This window comes from Pseudomonas sp. Z3-8 (genome assembly GCF_051131975.1).
GTDB lineage: Bacteria > Pseudomonadota > Gammaproteobacteria > Pseudomonadales > Pseudomonadaceae > Aquipseudomonas.
On record NZ_CP071643.1, the window covers coordinates 5177688 to 5197710 of the forward strand.

The 20023-nt window shown below is 59.1% G+C and carries 17 protein-coding genes and 2 tRNA genes; 1 reads left to right on the forward strand and 18 read right to left on the reverse strand.

Annotation, left to right across the window (positions count from 1 at the left end; genetic code table 11):
* Positions 1-95: 95 nt before the first annotated feature.
* From pnp to rlmE, 15 genes are all read right to left on the reverse strand, one after another.
* Positions 96-2201: a polyribonucleotide nucleotidyltransferase gene (gene pnp, locus J3P94_RS23670; RefSeq protein ID WP_434569854.1), complete on the reverse strand. Its 2106-nt coding sequence runs from the start codon at positions 2199-2201 to the stop codon at positions 96-98.
* A gap of 194 nt (positions 2202-2395) precedes the next feature.
* Positions 2396-2665, reverse strand: coding sequence for a 30S ribosomal protein S15 (rpsO, locus tag J3P94_RS23675; protein WP_011332409.1), 270 nt, complete (start codon positions 2663-2665; stop codon positions 2396-2398).
* A 143-nt stretch (positions 2666-2808) separates the two neighbouring features.
* Positions 2809-3726 carry a tRNA pseudouridine(55) synthase TruB gene (gene truB / locus J3P94_RS23680; protein ID WP_030139793.1) on the reverse strand — a complete coding sequence of 306 codons (918 nt, stop codon included), beginning with the start codon at positions 3724-3726 and terminating at the stop codon, positions 2809-2811.
* A gap of 3 nt (positions 3727-3729) precedes the next feature.
* Positions 3730-4131 carry a 30S ribosome-binding factor RbfA gene (gene rbfA, locus J3P94_RS23685; RefSeq protein WP_181287552.1) on the reverse strand — a complete coding sequence of 134 codons (402 nt, stop codon included), beginning with the start codon at positions 4129-4131 and terminating at the stop codon, positions 3730-3732.
* Positions 4132-4290: 159 nt separating this feature from the next.
* Complete coding sequence (infB, locus tag J3P94_RS23690) at positions 4291-6810, reverse strand: translation initiation factor IF-2 (protein ID WP_434569855.1); 2520 nt, start codon at positions 6808-6810, stop codon at positions 4291-4293.
* Positions 6811-6837: 27 nt separating this feature from the next.
* A complete protein-coding gene (nusA, locus tag J3P94_RS23695; RefSeq protein WP_047229054.1) occupies positions 6838-8319 on the reverse strand; it encodes a transcription termination factor NusA in 1482 nt (493 codons plus the stop codon).
* 59 nt (positions 8320-8378) lie between these two features.
* Positions 8379-8837: a ribosome maturation factor RimP gene (gene rimP / locus J3P94_RS23700; protein WP_053118762.1), complete on the reverse strand. Its 459-nt coding sequence runs from the start codon at positions 8835-8837 to the stop codon at positions 8379-8381.
* A gap of 138 nt (positions 8838-8975) precedes the next feature.
* Positions 8976-9052 (reverse strand) — tRNA-Met (locus J3P94_RS23705).
* Positions 9053-9149: 97 nt separating this feature from the next.
* Positions 9150-9235, reverse strand: a tRNA-Leu gene (locus J3P94_RS23710).
* Positions 9236-9256: 21 nt separating this feature from the next.
* Complete coding sequence (gene secG, locus J3P94_RS23715; protein ID WP_025211789.1) at positions 9257-9640, reverse strand: preprotein translocase subunit SecG; 384 nt, start codon at positions 9638-9640, stop codon at positions 9257-9259.
* Positions 9641-9644: 4 nt separating this feature from the next.
* Positions 9645-10400 carry a triose-phosphate isomerase gene (gene tpiA / locus J3P94_RS23720; RefSeq protein ID WP_305496904.1) on the reverse strand — a complete coding sequence of 252 codons (756 nt, stop codon included), beginning with the start codon at positions 10398-10400 and terminating at the stop codon, positions 9645-9647.
* A gap of 66 nt (positions 10401-10466) precedes the next feature.
* Positions 10467-11804: a phosphoglucosamine mutase gene (gene glmM, locus J3P94_RS23725; RefSeq protein WP_434569856.1), complete on the reverse strand. Its 1338-nt coding sequence runs from the start codon at positions 11802-11804 to the stop codon at positions 10467-10469.
* 16 nt (positions 11805-11820) lie between these two features.
* Entirely contained in the window at positions 11821-12672 is an 852-nt protein-coding gene (folP, locus tag J3P94_RS23730) for a dihydropteroate synthase (protein WP_434569857.1), read from the reverse strand.
* Between the two features lie 8 nt (positions 12673-12680).
* Positions 12681-14594, reverse strand: a complete 1914-nt coding sequence (ftsH, locus tag J3P94_RS23735; protein ID WP_305496907.1) for an ATP-dependent zinc metalloprotease FtsH — start codon at positions 14592-14594, stop codon at positions 12681-12683.
* A 192-nt stretch (positions 14595-14786) separates the two neighbouring features.
* Positions 14787-15437, reverse strand: a complete 651-nt coding sequence (gene rlmE, locus J3P94_RS23740; protein ID WP_305496908.1) for a 23S rRNA (uridine(2552)-2'-O)-methyltransferase RlmE — start codon at positions 15435-15437, stop codon at positions 14787-14789.
* A gap of 106 nt (positions 15438-15543) precedes the next feature.
* Between rlmE and J3P94_RS23745 the strand changes: the two genes are divergently transcribed.
* The gene (locus tag J3P94_RS23745) at positions 15544-15852 is read left to right on the forward strand and encodes a YhbY family RNA-binding protein (protein WP_181287543.1); all 309 of its coding nucleotides are present in this window, start codon (positions 15544-15546) and stop codon (positions 15850-15852) included.
* 9 nt (positions 15853-15861) lie between these two features.
* Here the strand turns inward: J3P94_RS23745 and J3P94_RS23750 are convergent, their stop codons facing one another.
* Genes J3P94_RS23750 through carB form a run of 3 tightly spaced genes read right to left on the reverse strand, consistent with a single transcriptional unit; the run spans position 15862 to position 19995 of the window.
* Positions 15862-16266 (reverse strand): MFS transporter, encoded by a 405-nt coding sequence (locus tag J3P94_RS23750; protein WP_305496910.1) that lies wholly within the window; start codon positions 16264-16266, stop codon positions 15862-15864.
* A gap of 28 nt (positions 16267-16294) precedes the next feature.
* Positions 16295-16771 (reverse strand): transcription elongation factor GreA, encoded by a 477-nt coding sequence (gene greA / locus J3P94_RS23755; RefSeq protein WP_030139783.1) that lies wholly within the window; start codon positions 16769-16771, stop codon positions 16295-16297.
* Between the two features lie 2 nt (positions 16772-16773).
* A complete protein-coding gene (gene carB / locus J3P94_RS23760) occupies positions 16774-19995 on the reverse strand; it encodes a carbamoyl-phosphate synthase large subunit (RefSeq protein WP_305496913.1) in 3222 nt (1073 codons plus the stop codon).
* Between the last annotated feature and the right edge of the window lie 28 nt (positions 19996-20023).

The following is a 20023-nucleotide window of genomic DNA, read 5'->3' on the forward strand; positions in this document are numbered from 1 at the left end:
ACAGGCAACCTGTCCTGAAGGGATTTTCAGCACACAGCAAAACGCCCCGAACCAGTCGGGGCGTTTGCTTGTTCAGCGGTCAAGCGAGGGAGTGATTAAACGCCCGATGCCTTGGCTGCTGCGACGTCCTTGATGGACAGCTTGATACGGCCGCGGTTGTCCACGTCCAGTACCAGCACTTCCACTTCCTGGCCTTCTTTCAGGATGTCGGTCACTTTCTCGACGCGAGCATCGCTCAGCATGGAGATGTGAACCAGACCGTCCTTGCCCGGCAGGATGTTGACGAACGCGCCGAAGTCGACGATGCGTTCAACCTTGCCGACGTAGATCTTGCCGATCTCGGCCTCTGCGGTGATGCCCAGGACGCGCTGGCGTGCTGCTTCTGCCGCTTCCTTGGTTTCGCCGAAGATCTTGATCGAACCGTCGTCTTCGATGTCGATCGAAGCCTTGGTTTCTTCACAGATCGCACGGATAGTCGCGCCGCCTTTACCGATGACATCACGGATTTTGTCGGTGTCGATTTTCATCGCGATCATGGTCGGAGCATTTTCCGACAGTTCGGTACGGGACTGACCGATGATCTGGTTCATCTGACTGAGAATGTTCAGGCGCGCTTCCAGGGCTTGGCCCAGGGCGATTTCCATGATCTCTTCGGTGATGCCCTTGATCTTGATGTCCATCTGCAGCGCGGTGACGCCCTTGGCGGTACCGGCCACTTTGAAGTCCATGTCGCCCAGGTGGTCTTCGTCACCCAGGATGTCGGTCAGGACGGCGAATTTCTCGCCTTCCTTGACCAGACCCATGGCGATACCGGCCACCGGCGCCTTCATCGGCACACCAGCGTCCATCAGAGCCAGGGAAGCGCCGCAGACCGAAGCCATCGAGCTCGAACCGTTGGACTCGGTGATTTCCGATACCACGCGAATGGTGTACGGGAACACGTCAGCGGCTGGCAGCATGGCCTGGACCGAACGACGGGCCAGACGGCCGTGACCGATTTCGCGACGACCGGCGCCACCCATGCGACCACACTCGCCCACCGAGAACGGAGGGAAGTTGTAGTGCAGCATGAACGGGTCTTTCTTCTCGCCTTCCAGGGTGTCGAGCAGTTGCGCGTCACGGGCGGTGCCCAGTGTCGCAACGACCAGCGCCTGGGTTTCACCACGGGTGAACAGTGCCGAACCGTGGGTCTTTGGCAGGACGCCGACTTCGATGTTCAGCGGACGCACGGTGCGAGTGTCGCGACCGTCGATACGCGGCTTGCCGTTGACGATGTTTTCGCGAACGGTGCGGTATTCGATTTCACCGAAAGCCGCCTTGACGTCGCTGGCCGATGGCTGGCCTTCTTCGCCGGAGAACTTGGCAACGACCTGGTCACGCAGCTCGCCCAGACGCGCATAGCGGTCGGCCTTGATGGTGATGGTGTAGGCCTGGGAGATCGCTTCGCCGAACTCGGCACGGATCGCGCCGAGCAGCTCGGTGGCTTCTGGCTGAGGAGCCCAGGTCCAGGTTGGCTTGGCGGCTTCGGCAGCCAGTTCCTTAACGGCGTTGATGACCACCTGGAACTCGTCGTGGGCAAACAGGACGGCGCCCAGCATCTGGTCTTCGGTCAGTTCCTTGGCTTCGGATTCAACCATCAGCACGGCTTCGGAAGTACCGGCCACGACCATGTCCAGGCTCGATGCCTTCTGTTGCTCGTAGGTCGGGTTCAGCAGGTAGCCGGTGCTTTCGTGGAACGCAACGCGGGCAGCGCCGATCGGGCCATCGAAAGGAATGCCGGAGATCGCCAGCGCAGCCGAGGTACCGATCATCGCAGCGATGTCCGGATCGGTCTTCTTGCTGGTGGAAACGACGGTGCAGACAACCTGCACTTCGTTCATGAAACCTTCAGGGAAAAGCGGACGGATCGGACGGTCGATCAGTCGGGAAGTCAGGGTTTCTTTCTCGGAAGGACGGCCTTCACGCTTGAAGAAACCGCCAGGGATCTTGCCCGCGGCGTAGGTCTTTTCCTGGTAGTGCACAGACAGTGGGAAGAAGCCCTTGCCTGGATCGGCTTGCTTGGCACCCACTACGGTCACCAATACGCTGACGTCGTCGTCAACGGTGACCAGCACTGCGCCGGAGGCCTGACGGGCGATACGGCCAGTCTCGAGGGTAACGGTCGACTGACCGAACTGGAATTTTTTGATTACCGGGTTCACGGTGTCCTACCTTCTTTGTGGCTCTTGGGGAACTTGTCTTCTTGCGAAATTCTTGGGCAATGACGGGAATCGGCCCGACGCCTGTCCAGGGTAAAACGTGTATCCAGATAAAACTTGAGGCTGGGAGCCTGCCATGCGCCAGCGGGAAACCCACTGACGTACGACAGACCACCAACCTCTAGCGCAATCGCTGATTAGCGACGCAGACCCAGGCGAGCGATCAGAGCGCTGTAACGGCTCACGTCCTTGCCTTTCAGGTAGTCCAGCAGCTTGCGACGCTGGTTTACCATGCGGATCAGACCACGACGGGAGTGGTGATCCTTACCGTTGGCCTTGAAGTGACCTTGCAGTTTGTTGATGTTGGCGGTCAGCAGTGCAACTTGCACTTCTGGCGAACCAGTGTCACCAACAGCTTGCTGGTAGTCAGCAACGATTTGAGCTTTTTCTTGAACGTCGAGAGCCATGAGGCAATCCTTTTAGTCAGGAAACTGTTCCGAGGAAACAGCTTCAACAGGCCAGGGACAAATCCCTGTATCTATAAATGAGTAGTGACCGTGCCTGTTAACAGCCACACTCGCCAACCCGCTGTTACGCAGGCTGGTTCCGGTCATTCCGACCGAATCAGTCGACGCGGCGCAATACGCCCGTCTTCGCTCACTTCACCGATACCGATGAAGCGACCGTTGTGATCCTGTACCCGGACCATGCCGAACTTCGGCGCATCCGGGGCGCGTACCGGCTGGCCGTTGAGCCAGTAGAACGCGCTGTGTTCCGAGAACTGCAAGAGCGGCCAATCCAGCAGGCCGCTGTCCGATGGCATCAGGAAACGGTCGACCGCTTCGTTGCCGCCTTCGGCATGCACCGCTTCAAGCTCTTCCAGCGTGACCGTCTGGGCCAACGTGAAAGGCCCGGCCTGGGTCCGTCGCAATTCTGCCACGTATGCGCCACAGCCGAGCTGCTCGCCAATATCCTCCACCAGGGTACGGATATAGGTGCCTTTGCTGCAATCCACGGCGAGCCGCGCAGTATTACCGTCAAAGGCCAGCAATTCCAAGCGCGCAATAGTAACAGAACGCGGTTCGCGCTCCACTACTTCGCCTGCACGGGCCAGTTTATACAACGGCTGTCCATCGCGCTTCAAAGCGGAGTACATCGGCGGTATCTGACTGATTTGCCCGCGAAATTTCGGCAATACCGCTTCGACATCCGCCTGACCAACGGTCACCGGGCGCTCCAGCAAAACCTCACCTTCGGCGTCCGCCGTGGTAGTGGTCTTGCCCAGTTGCGCCAAGGTTTCATAACCCTTGTCGGAATCGAGCAGGTATTGGGAGAACTTGGTCGCCTCGCCGAAGCACAGCGGCAGCACGCCGGTAGCCAGTGGATCGAGGCTGCCAGTGTGCCCGGCCTTTTCAGCATTGAGCAGCCAGCGAACCTTCTGCAACGCCGCGTTGGAGGTAAATCCCAACGGCTTGTCGAGCAGGATGATGCCGCTGACGTTACGACGGATACGTTTGACCTGAGCCACCGATTACTCCTTGGTGTCTTCGGGTTCAGCGGCAGCCGGATGCTGACTGTCTTCAGCCACGGCACGCTCGATCAGCGCCGACAGATGCGCACCCCGCACGACGCTTTCGTCGTAGTGGAAGTGCAGCTGTGGAACGCTGCGCAGCTTCATCTCCCGTGCCAGTTGCATGCGCAGGAAACCGGCTGCCGAGTTGAGCACCTTGATGCTCTGGGCGATTTCTTCGGCGCTGTCCTGACCCATCACCGTGATGAAGATCTTGGCGTGACCGACGTCACGGCTGACTTCAACAGCGGTAATGGTCACCAGGCCGACGCGCGGGTCTTTGACTTCGCGACGGATCAGTTGGGCCAGCTCGCGCTGCATCTGATCGCCGATTCGTTGGGTACGGCTATATTCTTTTGCCATGTCTTGTTACCTGTTACTGCCCCACGGTCAAACCCGTGAGGTCTGAAAGCGGCAAACGCCCGGCCTGGCAAAAGCCAGACCGGGCGTTGCGTTTAGAGTCCGCCAGCCAGGCAGCGCATATTCATGCGACTGCCCGGTACGGCTCTTGAAGTACGCGAGTCAGAGGCTGCGAGCAACCTGGACCTTCTCGAAGACTTCGATCTTGTCGCCGACCTTGACGTCGTTGTAGCTCTTGACGCCGATACCGCATTCCATGCCGGCACGTACTTCGGAAGCGTCATCCTTGAAGCGGCGCAGGGATTCCAGCTCGCCTTCGAAGATCACGATGTCTTCACGCAATACGCGGATCGGACGGTTACGGTGAACGACACCTTCGATCACCATGCAACCGGCGATCGCGCCGAACTTCGGCGAACGGAACACATCGCGCACTTCGGCCACGCCCAGGATGTTCTCGCGAACGTCGCTGCCGAGCATACCGGTCAAGGCTTTCTTGACGTCTTCGATGATGTCGTAGATCACGTTGTAGTAACGCATATCCAGGCCTTCCTGCTCGACGATCTTGCGCGCGCCGGCATCGGCACGCACGTTGAAGCCGAACAGTACAGCGTTGGAAGCGAGTGCCAGGTTGGCGTCGGATTCGGTGATACCACCGACACCGCCACCGACAACGCGCACTTGCACTTCGTCGTTACCCAGGCCATTCAAGGCGCCGTTCAACGCTTCGAGCGAACCACGGACGTCGGATTTGAGGACGATGTTGAGCGTCTTCTTCTCTTCCTGGCCCATGTTCTCGAAGATATTTTCCAGCTTGCCGGCGTGAGCGCGAGCCAGTTTGACTTCGCGGAACTTGCCTTGACGGAACAGAGCCACTTCACGGGCCTTCTTCTCGTCAGCCACAACGCTCATCTCGTCGCCAGCATCCGGGGTACCGTCCAGGCCGAGGATCTCGACCGGGATAGCCGGACCGGCTTCCTTGATTGGCTTGCCGTTCTCGTCGAGCATGGCGCGCACGCGGCCATAGTTCGAACCGACCAGCACCATGTCGCCCTGACGCAGGGTACCGTCCTGAACCAGGACAGTCGCGACCGGACCACGGCCCTTGTCGAGACGCGATTCAACGACCACGCCACGGCCAGGAGCCGAAGGTGTAGCGGTCAATTCCAGAACTTCGGCTTGCAACAGAACGGCTTCGAGCAGTTCGTCAACGCCGGTACCCATCTTCGCCGAGACCGGAACGAAAGGAGTGTCGCCACCCCATTCTTCGGAAGTCACGCCGTGAACCGACAGTTCGCTACGGATGCGATCGAGATCGGCGCCCGGCTTGTCGATCTTGTTCACCGCAACCACCAGCGGCACGCCAGCAGCCTTGGCATGCTGAACGGCTTCGATGGTTTGCGGCATCACGCCGTCGTCCGCTGCAACCACCAGGATCACGATGTCGGTCGCCTTGGCACCACGAGCACGCATCGCGGTAAACGCGGCGTGGCCCGGGGTATCGAGGAACGTCACCATGCCGCGGTCAGTTTCAACGTGGTAGGCACCGATGTGCTGGGTGATACCACCCGCTTCGCCAGCGGCTACCTTGGCACGACGGATGTAGTCGAGCAGCGAGGTTTTACCGTGGTCAACGTGACCCATGACGGTCACGACCGGCGCACGGGAAACCGCTTCACCTTCAAACTTCAGGGACTCGGCCAGGGAATCTTCCAAGGCGGTGTCGCTGACCAGGGTCACTTTGTGGCCCAGCTCTTCGGCAACCAGTTGGGCAGTTTCCTGGTCCAGTACCTGGTTGATGGTGGCTGGCGTGCCCAGCTTGAACATGAACTTGATGATTTCAGCAGCCTTGACCGACATCTGCTGGGCCAGATCGCCCACAGTGATGGTCTCGCCAATCTTCACTTCACGCACGACAGGGCCGGTAGGGCTCTGGAAACCGTGGGCGTTGCGTTTCTTCAGCTTGGCCTTGCCGCGACCGCCGCGACGGAAGCCATCGCTTTCTTCGTCGGTGGTACGTGGCGCAACACGCGGCGCAGGCGCCTTTTCCTTGACCGAAGCACGATGAGGAGCGTTTTTGCGCTCGCCATCGCCACTGCCACGACGGCTGTCGTCGGCACGTGGTTTGTCCGGACGACGCTGTTCGTCGCGCTTGCGTGTGTCCGCCGGCGCCGGGGCAGCTGCCAGGACAGGAGCGCTTTCACGCACTGGCTCAGCTGCCGCCGCAGGCGTCTCGACCACTTCGGCTGGAGCAGATTGCGCAGCAGCAGGCTGGCGACGCGCTTCTTCTTCGGCGCGACGCTTGGCTTCTTCTTCAGCCTTCTGACGTGCAGCATTTTCTGCCGCGCGACGTTCTTCCATTTCGCGTTTGCGCTCGGCTTCGATTTCTTCCGGGCTGCGCTGTACGAAGACTTTTTTCTTGCGTACTTCAACGCTGATGCTTTTGCTACCGGCAACACGCAGGGTGCTGGTGGTTTTACGCTGCAGAGTGATCTTGCGCGGTTCTTCCACTTTCGCCTTGTGACTGCTCTTCAAGTGAGTGAGCAGGGACTGCTTCTCACTGTCGGTCACATGTTCCTCGGCGGCGGTGTGCGGCAGACCTGCCTCACGCATCTGCTGCAACAGGCGCTCTACCGGTGTTTTGACCTCATCGGCCAGTTGTTTCACCGTGACTTGCGTCATGCACTTCTCTCCTCAGGCCGCGCCTAATTACTCGAACCAGTGGGCTCGGGCGGCCATGATCAACTTGCCGGCACGATCATCGTCAATGCCGTCGATGTCGAGCAGATCGTCAATAGACTGCTCGGCCAGGTCTTCGCGGGTAATTACGCCGCGCACCGCCAGTTCCATCGCCAAATCCTTGTCCATGCCCTCAAGCGAGAGCAGGTCTTCGGCCGGATGGGCGTCTGCCAGCTTTTCCTCAGTAGCGATGGCTTTGGTCAACAAGCGATCCTTGGCACGAGCGCGAAGCTCGTTGACGATGTCCTCGTCAAAGCCGTCGATGTTGAGCATTTCCTCCACCGGTACGTAGGCAATCTCTTCCAGGCTGGTAAAGCCCTCATCCACCAGCACCTGCGCCAGCTCTTCATCGACTTCAAGCTCTTCGATGAAGTTGCGCAGGATGTCGCCGGTTTCAGCTTGCTGCTTGGCCTGGATGTCCGATTCGGTCATCACGTTCAGGGTCCAGCCAGTCAATTGGCTAGCCAGACGCACGTTCTGACCACCGCGACCGATGGCCTGAGCGAGATTGTCTGCGCCAACGGCGATGTCCATGGCATGGGCATCCTCGTCGACGATAATTGCCGCCACTTCAGCGGGCGACATGGCATTGATCACGAACTGAGCCGGGTTATCGTCCCACAGGACGATATCCACACGCTCGCCGCCCAACTCGCCGGATACGGCCTGGACGCGCGAACCACGCATGCCGATGCAGGCACCTTGCGGGTCGATGCGCTTGTCCTTGGAGCGGACCGCGATCTTGGCCCGCGAACCCGGATCACGGGAGGCGGCCATGACTTCGATCAGGCCTTCAGCAATTTCCGGCACTTCGATGCGGAACAACTCGATCAGCATTTCCGGCGCGGTACGCGACAGGATCAACTGCGGGCCGCGGTTCTCGGTGCGGATTTCCTTGAGCAGCGCACGCAACCGCACGCCCACCCGGAAAGTTTCGCGAGAAATAATGTCTTCACGAGCCAGCAATGCTTCGGCATTGTTGCCCAGATCAACGATCACGTTGTCGCGGGTGACTTTTTTAACGGTGCCGGAGATGATCTCTCCCAGGCGCTCGCGATAGGCATCGACGACTTGCGCGCGCTCGGCTTCGCGAACTTTCTGCACAATGACCTGCTTGGCAGTCTGTGCAGCAATGCGGCCAAATTCGATGGACTCGATCTTTTCTTCGACGACATCACCCACCTTGGCGCCAGGATGCGTTTCTGCAACCTTGCTCGGCCAGGTTTCGATAGCCGGATCATCCAGGTCGGCCTCCTCGACTACCGTCCAGCGACGGAAAGTCTCGTAGGCACCGGTGTGGCGATTGATCTCCACACGCAAATCAACTTCGTCTTCGAAGCGCTTCTTGGTAGCAGTGGCCAGGGCCAGCTCGAGTGCTTCAAAAATAACGTTAGCCGGTACGCCCTTTTCATTGGATACCGACTCAACAACCAGCAGTACTTCTTTGCTCATCGTACGCCTCGCCTTTCGCAAGCCATTGGATCCGCGGGATCCGCAGTATCTGGCACGTATCAGTCAAAACTGGGAATAATGTTGGCCTTGTCGATCATATCGATCGGCAACAGGAACTCATGGTCATCTACCTGCACCACGACATCCTGTTCTTCCACACCGCGCAGAAGGCCTTGGAAGTTGCGTCGGCCTTCAAAGGGCGAGCGCAGCTTTATCTTCACTTGTTCACCGGCAAACAAAGCGAACTGTTCAAGAGTGAACAGAGGGCGTTCCATGCCAGGCGAGGAAACTTCAAGGGTGTATTCGGAGGTGATGGGATCTTCAACATCCAGCACACCACTGATCTGACGGCTGACGATGGCGCAATCATCCACCAACACGCCGCCTTCCTTATCGATATAAACGCGCAACAGTGAGTGGCGACCTTGAGCCGAAAACTCAATACCCCAGCATTCATAGCCAAGGGCCACGACCACCGGGGCCAACAAGGCCTGCAACTGTTCTAGCTTGCTCGACACCTGAACCCCCTCGTGCATGTATGTGCATGCCATGCAAATAAAAAAAAATGGGCGAATCGCCCATCCCTGAAACGCCGTCGAACAGCGGCGTTGTAAATGTCCAGCTAACAAAAAGCCCCTTGGAAGGGGCCCTGAAACTGGTTGCGGGAGCCGGATTTGAACCGACGACCTTCGGGTTATGAGCCCGACGAGCTACCAGGCTGCTCCATCCCGCGACAAAGCTGGGGCGGAAGTATACGACCGATCCCTTACAGGGTCAATGTAACGCTTCCACCTACAAGAAAGCCCGCAATTGCGGGCTCTCCTGATAATTGGTACCGAGAAGGGGACTCGAACCCCTACACCCTATGGGCACAACCACCTCAAGGTTGCGTGTCTACCAATTCCACCACCTCGGCAATACAGCGTTTGAAACCTTCTTACTTCTGCTCTTGAGCTGGAGGTACGTCAGTCGCCGGATTGGCCGACTTTTGCTCTTGAAGCACCGGGACATCATCAGAAGCCGGTTGTTGCTTTGGCGCTTCCAACACCGCTGGGTTTGGCAAACCTACTTGAGTCAGCTCATGAGCCTTCTCTTTAGCAAAGTAACCTAACCCCAAGCTGGTTATGAAGAAACCGGCGGCGAGTATAGCAGTAAACTTACTAAGAAAGGTAGAGGAACCTTGGCTTCCGAATACAGTATTTGAAGCACCTGCACCGAAAGACGCACCAGCATCCGCACCTTTACCCTGCTGCAGCAATACGAGAGCAACTACACCCAGTGCGCCCAGCAGATGAAAAACGACTACGACTGTTTCCAGCATTTTTTCAGTTTCCCGCGGCGCGACAGATCGCACCGAACTCATCTGCATTCAGGGACGCTCCACCAATGAGCCCCCCATCGATATCCGGCATGCCGAACAGTTCGACCGCATTGGCCGCCTTCACGCTGCCGCCGTATAGAAGCCGCACACCTCGTGCCACTTCAGAATTTTCTTGCGCCAACTGCGCGCGGATGGCGGCGTGCACATCCTGCGCTTGTTGAGGCGAAGCAGTCAGCCCGGTGCCAATGGCCCAGACCGGCTCGTAAGCGATGACTGCCTTTGCAAACGCACCGACACCCAGGTCCTCGATGATGCTGCCCAACTGGCGAGCAACAACTTCGAGAGTCTTGCCTGCCTCACGCTGTTCGAGGGTCTCCCCTACGCACAACACCGGGATCAGACCACAAGCCTGTGCCGCGGCAAATTTGCGAATCAGGGTCTTGTCCTGCTCGCCCATGATCAGGCGACGCTCGGAATGACCGACCAGGACCAGTGAACATCCTGCATCCACCAGCTGACTCGGCGCGATTTCACCGGTTAACGCACCCTGCATGGATTCCACTGCAGAGTTTTGTGCACCCACCGAAATCGACTTGCCTTTCAAGCCATCAACCACTTGGTTGATATACAGGCAAGGCGGGAACACCGCTACATCAACACCGCTTGGCAAGGCCAGGTTACGAAGGCCCTTGATCAGCTCAGCGACGCTGGCGCGGGTACCGTGCATCTTCCAGTTACCAGCTACCATAGGGCGACGCATGCTGTACCTCGTCGGTCAAAGTGGGCGCAGATGTTACCCAACCGATTCATGACTGGCAAGCCGAATTCAGGCAGAAACTTCAGTAACCAGCTTCGCCAGCTCTTCGGCATAACCGCGGACCTGTGCTTCATCCTCGCCTTCGACCATGACACGCACCAAAGGCTCCGTGCCAGACTTGCGCAACAACACCCGGCCACGGCCAGCCATTGCTTGCGTTACGCGCTCGCTAGCCTGCTTGACCGTCGTGTGCTCGAGAGGATTGACACCTCCGCCGAAACGCACATTGATCAACACTTGCGGACATTTACGCAACGCCTGGCGCGACTGCGCAAGCCCCTCGTTACGCGCCTTGAGCGCCATCAACACTTGCAGGGCAGCGATGATCGCATCACCAGTGGTGGTATGGTCAAAACAGACGATGTGGCCGGAGTTCTCGCCACCGATCACCCAGTTGCGCTCCAGCAATTCAGAGATCACGTAGCGATCGCCGACATTGGCCCGTACGAACGGGATATCCAGGTCCGCCAAGGCCAATTCAAGCCCGAGGTTGCTCATCAACGTACCGACCACGCCGCCCTGCAGCTTGCCGCGACCATGCAGATCGCGCGCGATGATGAATAACAGCTCATCGCCATCAACGACCGTACCGGTATGGTCGACCATCAATACCCGGTCACCGTCGCCGTCGAAAGCAATCCCTAGATCGGCATGCTCGGCCAGGACCGCAGCCTGCAATGCCTCGGTATGGGTCGAGCCGCAATTGTGGTTGATGTTCAGCCCGTTGGGTTGGGCAGAGAGCACCACCACATCGGCGCCCAATTCGCGAAAAACGCTGGGCGCGACCTTATAGGTTGCGCCATGCGCGCAATCGACAACGATTTTCAGACCGGAAAAGCTCGTACCGGTCGGAACACTGCCTTTGCAGAACTCTATATAACGACCTGATGCATCGTTGATCCGCGACACCTTGCCGATCTTGCTCGACTCGACCACCGTCATCGGCGCATCCAGCAGCTCTTCGATCATCAGCTCGATTTCATCCGGCAGCTTGGTGCCCTTGCCAGAGAAAAACTTGATGCCGTTGTCGTCATGAGGATTGTGCGAAGCACTGATCACAATGCCCGCCTGGGCCTGGAATGTACGGGTCAGGTAGGCAATGGCCGGCGTCGGCATCGGCCCCAGCAACATCACATCGGCGCCCGCCGACGTAAGGCCGGCCTCGAGAGCCGATTCGAACATGTAGCCGGAAATCCGCGTGTCTTTGCCGACCAGCACCTTGCACGCGCCCATCTTGCGGAACGCCATGCCGGCGGCCCAGCCGAGCTTGAGCATGAAATCAGGGGTAATAGGGTATTCGCCGACCCGACCACGAATACCGTCGGTGCCAAAATATTTCTTGCTCATAAGTGCTCCGTCATTCTTATTCGGCTGAATCCACAGCGTCGATCATCCGCACGACATCCATCGTTTCGGCTACATCATGCACGCGCAAAATGCGCGCACCTTTGGTAAGGGCCAATGCAGCCAGGGCGAGACCGCCATACAGGCGCTCTCCCACCGGGCGGCCCAAGGCATTGCCTATCATGCTCTTTCGCGAGACGCCAACCAACAGGGGGCGCCCCAGGGCATGCAAGGCTTCCATATGTTTGAACAGGCTCAGGTTGTGAGCCAGGGTCTTGGCAAAGCCGAACCCGGGATCAAGGATGACCCGCTCGGCAGGGATGCCCACGGCAGCACACTGGTCCAGGCGCTCCGCGAGGAACCTGGCCACTTCCCTGGTCACATCATCATAGTGCGGATCGTCCTGCATGGTCCCCGGCTCGCCGAGCATATGCATCAGGCACACCGGCAACCCGGTTGCCGCCGCGGCGTCCAGAGCACCGTCGCGCCGCAAGGACCGGACATCGTTGATCAGCCCCGCCCCCAGTCGCGCTGCCTCGCGCATGACCGCAGGCGTGGACGTATCAACCGAGATGATGACATCAAGCTCGCGGTGTATACGCTCGACAATCGGCGCCACTCGCTCCAGCTCTTCGGTAGGGGACACCGCCCGCGCACCGGGACGGGTCGATTCACCGCCAACATCGATCAGCGTTGCGCCCGCTGCCACCATGGCCTCGGCATGCCGCAATGCAGCGTCGAGCTGGCAGAATCTTCCGCCATCGGAAAAGGAATCGGGAGTGACATTAAGAATGCCCATGACGTGCGCACGGGCCAAATCAAGAAACCGGTTGCCGCAAGGCAACCGGTTAGAGGACTGAACAGAAGTCATTTCAAGCCTTAGACGTCGGCGGCCGGACCACCGATGGGCGTCTCGGGACGCTCACCCTGTACCGCTGGCGGAGTACCGGAGGTACCCGTGCCACCACCAGACCAGTCACGAGGCTCACGAGGCGTGCGGCCAGCCATGATGTCGTCGATCTGCTCGGCATCGATGGTTTCATACTTCATCAATGCGTCGGCCATCGCGTCCAGTTTGTCGCGGTTGTCCGTGAGGATCTGCTTGGCCGTGCCGTAGCACTGGTCAATGATGCTGCGAACTTCCGAGTCGATCAACTTGGCTGTCTCACCAGAGAAGCTTGCATGCTGGCCCCCGCCGCCACGACCCAGGAATACTTCGCCCTCTTCCTCGGCATACATCAACGGACCAAGCTTTTCGGACAAGCCCCACTTGGTAACCATGTTCCGTGCAATCTGGCTTGCGCGCATGATGTCGTTGGAGGCACCCGTCGTCACGCCGTCGAAGCCCAACGTCATTTCCTCGGCGATACGGCCACCGTACAGCGAACAGATCTGGCTGATCAGCGCGCGCTTGGACAGGCTGTAGCGGTCCTCTTCCGGCAGGAACATCGTCACACCCAGTGCACGACCGCGCGGAATGATGGAAACCTTGTACACCGGATCATGCTCAGGCACGACACGACCGACGATGGCATGTCCTGCCTCGTGGTAAGCGGTGTTCTGCTTTTCCTTTTCCGACATGACCATGGATTTGCGCTCGGCGCCCATCATGATCTTGTCCTTGGCGAGTTCGAATTCCTTCATCTCCACGACACGCTTGCCGGAACGAGCAGCAAACAGCGACGCTTCGTTTACCAGGTTCGCCAGGTCAGCACCGGAGAAACCCGGTGTGCCGCGAGCGATGACCGCCGGAGCAACGTCATCCCCCATTGGCACCTTGCGCATGTGAACCTTCAGGATCTGCTCGCGACCACGAATGTCCGGCAGCCCCACCACGACCTGGCGGTCAAAACGACCTGGACGCAGCAGCGCAGGGTCGAGCACGTCCGGACGGTTGGTGGCGGCGATCACGATGATGCCGTCATTCATCTCGAAACCGTCCATCTCGACCAGCAACTGGTTGAGGGTCTGCTCGCGCTCATCGTGACCGCCGCCCATGCCGGCGCCACGGTGGCGACCAACGGCGTCGATCTCGTCGATGAAGATAATGCACGGTGCGTGCTTCTTCGCCTGCTCGAACATGTCGCGAACACGGCTCGCACCGACGCCGACGAACATCTCGACGAAGTCGGAACCGGAAATGGTGAAGAACGGAACCTTGGCTTCGCCAGCGATTGCCTTGGCCAGCAAGGTTTTACCGGTACCAGGTGGTCCCACCATCAGTACGCCGCGGGGAATACGCCCGCCCAGGCGCTGGAACTTGCCCGGATCGCGCAGGAATTCAACCAGCTCGCCGACTTCTTCCTTGGCTTCATCGCAACCGGCGACGTCAGCCAGGGTGGTCTTGACCTGATCTTCGGACAATAGTCGGGCCTTGCTCTTGCCGAAACTCATCGGCCCGCCCTTCCCTCCGGCCCCGCCTTGCATCTGGCGCATGAAGAACATGAACACCGCGATGATCACCAGGATCGGGAAGCTCGCGACCAGGAGCTGGGTCCAGATACTTTGCTGCTCAGGCTGCTTGCCTTCGATCACGACGTGATTGTCCACCAGGTCGCCGATCAGACCATTATCCTGGATCGCCGGACGAATGGTCTTGAAGCTGTCGCCATCGCTGCGCTTGCCGGTAATCACATAACCATCAACGGCTACGCGCTCGACCTTGCCTTCCTTGACCTGCTGGAGGAAATCGGAATAGTTGAGGGTCTGCGGCTCGTTAGGGCTGGAGAAGTTGTTCATCACAGTCACAAGGACCGCGGCGATGATCAACCACAGGATCAGATTCTTTGCCATATCGTTCAATTAACTACCCTCTGAAGCAAGCTCCGCTACTGGCGCGCGCTTCGCATGATATTCACCGGCCTAACTTACTACATTACCTGCGACTCTGGCAGGCGCCGTCTGTAACCCTTTGTGAAACTTTGACTCGCGCAATTTTCGTTACGCGACGCCCGCAATGCGATACAAAAAAACTATCGGCCTGTTTCAAAGCCGCTCATCACTGGAAGCGCCTTCGATTCCGCGAAACCCTCGCGCCAGCAGATACTGCTCGCGAGAGCGGTCGCGGGACGACAAAGGCTTGCGCATCTGCACCTTGTCGAACAATTTGCGCATGCCCTTGTGGTATTCATCGAAGCCTTCACCCTGGAAGACCTTGATCAGAAAATCACCACCCGGACGCAGAACCCGCCCCGCCAGATCCAGGGCCAGCTCGCTGAGGAACATTGCACGAGGCATGTCGACAGCCGCCAATCCACTCATATTGGGGGCCATATCGGAAATCACAAGGTCGACTTGCGTATTTCCGACGGCCTCGAGGATTTGCGCCAATACGGCGTCCTCGGTGAAATCACCCTGGATAAAGGTCACGTCAGGGATGCTGTCCATTTCCAGGATGTCCGAAGCGATCAATCGCCCCTGGCCGCCAATCAGACGACTGGTCACCTGCGACCAGCCACCCGGCGCTGCGCCGAGGTCGATCACGGTCATGCCAGGACGAATCAGGCGATCCTTCTCCTGGATCTCCAGCAATTTATAGCTGGCGCGCGAGCGATAACCGTCTTTTTGCGCCATTTTGACGTACGGATCGTTGAAATGCTCTCTGAGCCAGTTCTGGCTAGTCTTGGAACGGGCCACGGGCCACCTCTGAAAATAAATCGGGTCGTGATTAAGTGGGCGGTCCCGGACTCGCTCGGGTAAACTGGCCGCCGCTTTTTACAAGATCAGACGCAGGGGTCAGATTATGCCGCTCACTCAAGAGCAGAAGAAACAATACAAATCCATCGGCCACCATCTGAAACCGGTTTTGACTGTGGCTGACAACGGTTTGACTGAAGGTGTCCTCGCTGAACTGGAACGCGCCCTCGGCGATCACGAGCTGATCAAGATCAAGCTCAACATCCTCGACCGCGAAGCCCGCCTGGCTGCCGTTGCCGAGCTGTGCAAGGTCGGCAAGGCTGACCTGGTCCAGGTCATCGGCAAGATGGCGCTGATTTATCGCAAGAACTTCAGCGTCAACAAGCAACTGTCGAACGTTCACCGCTTCAAATGATGCAAACGGTCAAGGGTGTGCTTCGCGCACCCTGCCGCTCCATCCGGGAACCGGCTGCAACACCAGCACCAGGCCGGAAAAACCCAGCACCAGATAGCTGAATACCTGCCATTGGCTCGCGTCCGGCCAGCCGAGACGCACCGCCAGGAACATCCCGCAAGCGTACAAGGCCATGAGCAGCAATTGCCCGCGAATGTCGCGCCATAGACTGCCAAGACCCTCGGCCTGAACCAGCACCAAAGCCTGGAATATCACGCACACTGCTGAAAAGCCCACCAGCAGCGCCGTCAGCATACCCGCGATTTCATTGATGAGCAGCGGTGCCAGGCCAATCCGACCCAGCACCGGCAGCAGACCGACGTGCAGCAACCAGACGCCGCCCACCCATAACATCTGGGTGAGCTGCCAGATCATGGCACCCGCACGCAGCGGGCGCCTTCGTTCAGATATGACGGACTTCGACAATCTCATACTCGATGACACCACCCGGCGTCTTCACCGCCACCACATCACCCTCTTCCTTGGCAATCAAGGCGCGAGCAATGGGTGAACCGACGGAAATCTTGCCGAGCTTGATGTCTGCCTCGTCCTCGCCAACGATCTGGTAAGTCACGCTTTCGTCGGTCTCGACGTTGGCGATCTCCACCGTAGTGCCAAAAATGACCTTGCCGGTATGCGGAATCGTCGTGACATCGATGATCACCGCATTCTGCATGCGGCCTTCGATGTCACGGACACGCGCCTCGACCATGCCCTGCTCCTCTCGGGCAGCGTGGTATTCGGCGTTTTCCTTCAGGTCGCCCAGTTCACGGGCTTCGCCGATCGCCTGGCTCAAGCGCGGACGCTCGACCTTGGTCAGGAAAGCGTGCTCTTCCTCCAGGGCCTTCGCGCCCTGAACAGTCATCGGGTACTTGGTTATGCTCATGCCTTCAATCCTGCATGTAGATCCTGCAAGCGACGTACGGTCTTCTCGGGTCCGAACTTGAGCGCTTCGCAGATCGCTTCGCCGGCAGCAATAGTCGTGGTGCAGTAGATCTTATGCTGCAGCGCATTGCGACGAATGGAATAGGAATCGGCGATCGATTGACGACCTTCGGTGGTGTTGATGATCAGCGTGACTTCGTCATTCTTGATCATGTCGACCACGTGCGGACGACCCTCGGTCACCTTGTTCACGCGGCGCACTTTCAGGCCCGCCGCCTCGATCAGCTTGGCGGTACCGGCAGTGGCGACCACTTCGAATCCCAAGTTGATCAGATCACGGGCCACGCCCGCAACCAGTGGCTTGTCGTCATCACGCACGCTGATGAACGCCGTGCCGCCCGTTGGAAGGACTTCGCTGGCGCCCATCTGGGCCTTGGCAAAGGCCTCGCCGAAGGTGTCGCCAACGCCCATCACTTCACCGGTGGATTTCATTTCCGGGCCGAGAATCGGGTCTACGCCAGGGAATTTGGCGAATGGGAACACCGCCTCTTTCACGCTGTAGAAGTTCGGGATGATTTCCTTGGTGAAGTTCAGCTCCGCCAAGGTTTTACCGGCCATCACGCGAGCAGCGATCATCGCCAGGGAAACACCGATGCACTTGGACACGAACGGTACGGTCCGAGAGGCGCGCGGGTTGACTTCGATGACATAGATGTCTTCGCCTTGAAGCGCCAGCTGCACGTTCATCAGGCCGACAACCCCGAGCTCCAGGGCCATTTTCTTGACCTGTTCACGCATCTCGTCCTGGATGTGGGCCGGCAACGAGTATGGCGGCAACGAACAGGCGGAGTCACCGGAGTGAACGCCTGCCTGCTCGATGTGCTGCATGATTGCGCCGATCACGACATCCTTGCCGTCGCAGACCGCGTCCACATCCATTTCGATGGCGCAGTTGAGGAAGTGGTCGAGCAGAACCGGGCTGTCATTGGACACCTGGACCGCTTCGCGCAGGTAGCGCTTGAGTTCGTCTTCCTGGTAAACGATTTCCATCGCACGGCCGCCCAGCACGTAGGACGGGCGCACCACCAGCGGATAACCGATCTTCGCCGCCGCACGAATCGCTTCGTCTTCGCTGCGCACGGTGGCGTTTGGTGGCTGGCGCAGGTTCAGGCGCTCGACCATCTGCTGGAAGCGCTCGCGGTCTTCGGCGCGGTCGATGGCATCCGGGCTGGTGCCGATGATCGGCACGCCTGCGGCTTCGAGGGCGCGGGCCAGTTTCAGAGGGGTCTGCCCGCCGTACTGGACGATCACGCCTTTTGGCTTCTCGACACGGACGATTTCCAGCACGTCTTCCAGGGTCACTGGCTCGAAGTACAGGCGATCAGAGGTGTCGTAGTCGGTGGAAACGGTCTCCGGGTTGCAGTTGACCATGATGGTTTCGTAACCATCATCGCGCAGCGCCAGTGCCGCGTGGACGCAGCAGTAGTCGAACTCGATGCCCTGGCCGATCCGGTTCGGACCGCCGCCCAGGATCATGATCTTGTCCCGGGTCGAAGGCGCGGCTTCGCACTCTTCTTCGTACGTGGAGTACAGGTAGGCAGTGTCGGTGGCGAACTCGGCCGCGCAGGTGTCGACGCGCTTGTAGACCGGGAAGACTTCCAGCTTGTGGCGGTGAGTGCGTAGGCTCTTTTCGGTCACACCCAGCAGCTTGGCCAGGCGCATGTCGGAGAAGCCCTTGCGCTTGAGACCCAGCATCGTGTTGCGATCGATGCTGGACATGCCCATGGTCTTGACCTTCTCTTCTTCCTTGATCAGATCTTCGATCTGCACCAGGAACCAAGGGTCGATCATGTTCATGTCGAAAATCTGCTCGACAGTCATGCCGGCGCGGAAGGCATCCGCCACGTACCAGATACGCTCGGCGCCCGGCACGGTCAGCTCGCGCTTGAGCTCGCTCATGCTTTCCGGCTTGCTCAGGTCCAGCTTCGGATCAAGGCCGCAGACACCCACTTCCAGGCCACGAAGGGCTTTTTGCAGGGATTCCTGGAAAGTCCGGCCGATGGCCATGACTTCACCCACCGACTTCATCTGGGTGGTCAGGCGAGCGTCAGCCTTGGCGAATTTTTCGAAGGCGAAACGCGGCAGCTTGGTCACCACGTAGTCGATGGACGGCTCGAAGGACGCCGGGGTCTTGCCGCCGGTGATGTCGTTCGACAGTTCGTCCAGGGTGTAGCCGACGGCCAGCTTGGCGGCGACCTTGGCGATCGGGAAGCCGGTGGCTTTCGAGGCCAGGGCCGACGAACGGGACACGCGCGGGTTCATCTCGATGACCACCATGCGGCCAGTGTTCGGGCAGATGCCGAACTGGACGTTGGAGCCACCGGTTTCCACGCCGATCTCACGCAGTACCGCCAGGGAGGCGTTACGCAGGATCTGGTATTCCTTGTCGGTCAGGGTCTGGGCCGGTGCAACGGTAATCGAGTCGCCGGTGTGCACGCCCATCGGATCGAAGTTCTCGATGGAGCAAACGATGATGCAGTTGTCCTTTTTGTCGCGGACAACTTCCATTTCGTATTCTTTCCAACCGATCAGGGACTCGTCGATCAGCAGTTCCTTGGTTGGCGACAGGTCCAGGCCACGGGCGCAGATTTCTTCGAATTCTTCACGGTTGTAGGCGATGCCACCACCCGTGCCGCCCATGGTGAAGGACGGACGGATGATGCACGGGAAGCCGAGGCGTTCCAGCACGGCGTTGGCTTCTTCCATGCTGTGGGCGATGCCCGAGCGCGGGCAGTCCAGGCCGATGGATTTCATCGCCTTGTCGAAGCGCGAACGATCTTCGGCCTTGTCGATGGTGTCGGCATTGGCGCCGATCATTTCCACACCGAACTTCTCCAGGACGCCTTCGCGCTCCAGGTCCAGAGCGCAGTTCAGTGCGGTCTGGCCACCCATGGTCGGCAGCAGCGCGTCCGGACGTTCCTTCTCGATGATCTTGGCAACGGTCTGCCACTTGATCGGCTCGATGTAGGTGGCGTCAGCCATGGCCGGGTCGGTCATGATGGTGGCCGGGTTGGAGTTCACCAGGATGACGCGATAACCCTCTTCGCGCAGGGCCTTGCAAGCCTGGGCGCCGGAGTAGTCGAATTCGCAGGCCTGGCCGATCACGATCGGGCCAGCGCCGAGAATCAGGATGCTTTTTATGTCTGTACGTTTTGGCATGGGTTTGTCACTCAAATCCGCAGGTCAG